Raw genomic sequence first — 2,050 nt, 5'->3', positions numbered from 1 at the left:
GGCAGGACAGAGGGGGGTGCCTTGGCGCATTCATTTCAGGCAGAAACACGAGTGCCCACATGAACTGGATATCGATAGGCTCCCTCTCCGACATCCCGCGCCGTGGCGCGCGTTGCGTCGCCACGCCCGAAGGAAAAATCGCGGTCTTCCGCACCCAGGACGATCAGGTCTACGCCATCGACGACCATTGCCCGCACAAGGGCGGACCGCTCAGCCAGGGCATCGTGCACGGCACGGCGGTGACCTGTCCCTTGCACAATTGGGTGATTTCGCTGGAGACGGGCAAGGCTCTCGGCGCCGACGAGGGCGCGGTGCGCACCATTCCGGTGCGGGTCGAAGGCGAGCGTCTGTTCATTGCGCTGGAAGCGCTGGCCAGCCGCGCGGCCTGACCCCATGGAGATCGACGCAGCGCGCGAGGTGAGGACCACCTGCCCCTATTGCGGGGTGGGCTGCGGCGTGCTGGCGAAGGTCGCCGCGGACGGGCAAGTGTCCGTCCGCGGCGACCCCGACCATCCGGCCAATTTCGGCCGGCTCTGCTCCAAGGGCTCGGCACTGGCCGAGACCATCGACCTCGACGGCCGGCTGCTCCATCCCGAGATCCACGGCCGCCGCGCCGGCTGGGACGAGGCGCTCGACCTCGTCGCCTCGTCCTTCTCGCAAACCATCGCCGAGCACGGCCCGGATGCGGTCGCCTTCTATGTCTCCGGCCAGTTGCTGACCGAGGATTATTACGTCGCCAACAAGCTGATGAAGGGTTTTGTCGGCTCGGCCAACATCGACACCAATTCGCGCCTGTGCATGGCTTCCTCGGTCGCCGGCCACCGCCGCGCCTTCGGCTCCGACACCGTACCGGGAACCTATGATGACCTGGAGCTTGCCGACCTGATCGTGCTGGTCGGCTCCAACCTCGCCTGGTGCCATCCCGTGCTCTACCAGCGCATCGCCGCGGCCCGGGAAAAGCGGCCGGAGATGAAGATCGTGCTGGTCGACCCGCGTCGCACCATGACCGCTGACATCGCCGACATGCACCTGGCGATCGCGTCGGATGGCGACGTCGCTCTGTTCACCGGGCTGCTCGCCTGGCTCGGCCAGCACAACGCGCTTGACCGCGCCTACATCACGACTCACACGACCGGCTTCGGACAAGCGCTTTTCGCCGCCTCCGCGCTCGACCTTGCCGGCGTCGCCGCTGCCGCGGGCCTGAGCGAGGACGAGCTTGGCCGCTTCTACAGCCTGTTCGCCGCGACGGCGAAGACGGTGACCGTCTACAGCCAGGGGGTGAACCAGTCGTCTTCGGGCACCGACAAGGTCAACGCCATCATCAACTGCCATCTCGCCACTGGCCGCATCGGCAAGCCCGGGGCAGGGCCGTTCTCCGTGACCGGCCAGCCCAACGCCATGGGCGGCCGCGAGGTCGGCGGCATGGCCAACATGCTCGCCGCCCATATGGAGATCGAAAACCCCGACCATCGCGAGCGCGTACAGCGCTTCTGGAAGGCGCCTGATATAGCGCAAAGGCCCGGCCTGAAGGCGGTCGAGATGTTCCAGGCGGTCGCCGATGGGCGCATCAAGGCGCTGTGGATCATGGCCACCAACCCGGTCGATTCGATGCCGGATGCCGATGCCGTCGAAGCGGCGATCAAGGCCTGCCCGTTCGTCGTGGTGTCGGACGTGCTGGCCAAGACCGACACCGTCCGCCACGCCCATGTCCGACTGCCCGCTACCGCCTGGGGCGAGAAGGACGGCACGGTCACCAATTCGGAGCGCCGCATCTCGCGTCAGCGCGCATTTTTGCCGGTACCCGGCGAGGCAAGGCCCGACTGGCGGATTGTCGCCGAGGTGGGCAAGCGGATGGGGTTTGGCGGGGCGTTTTCCTACGCGACGCCGGCGGAGGTGTTTGCCGAGCATGCCGCGCTGTCGGGGTTCGAGAACGATGGCGCGCGGGATTTCGACATTGGTGCTTATGCCGGGGTTGGTGCGGAGGGGTATGAAGGATTGGAGCCTTTCCAATGGCCAGCGCCGAGCCCAGCCACCCCCCTCTGGCCTGCCG

The 2,050-nt window shown here is 67.1% G+C and carries 2 protein-coding genes; both read left to right on the top strand.

What is annotated here, in order from left to right; translation table 11 throughout:
* The first annotated feature begins 59 nt into the window (after nt 1-59).
* Entirely contained in the window at nt 60-389 is a 330-nt protein-coding gene (gene nirD / locus FCU66_RS37455) for a nitrite reductase small subunit NirD (protein ID WP_136620065.1), read from the top strand.
* Nucleotides 390-393: 4 nt separating this feature from the next.
* Nucleotides 394-2,050 (top strand): molybdopterin-dependent oxidoreductase (locus FCU66_RS37450; protein ID WP_168992271.1); only part of this gene is annotated, 1,657 nt, incomplete at its 3' end.

The sequence above is a fragment of the Mesorhizobium norvegicum genome (assembly GCF_004919685.1).
GTDB classification, from domain to species: Bacteria; Pseudomonadota; Alphaproteobacteria; order Rhizobiales; family Rhizobiaceae; genus Mesorhizobium; species Mesorhizobium norvegicum.
The sequence above is the reverse complement of the archived record's forward strand: the minus strand, read 5'-3'. Positions and strand labels throughout refer to the sequence as shown.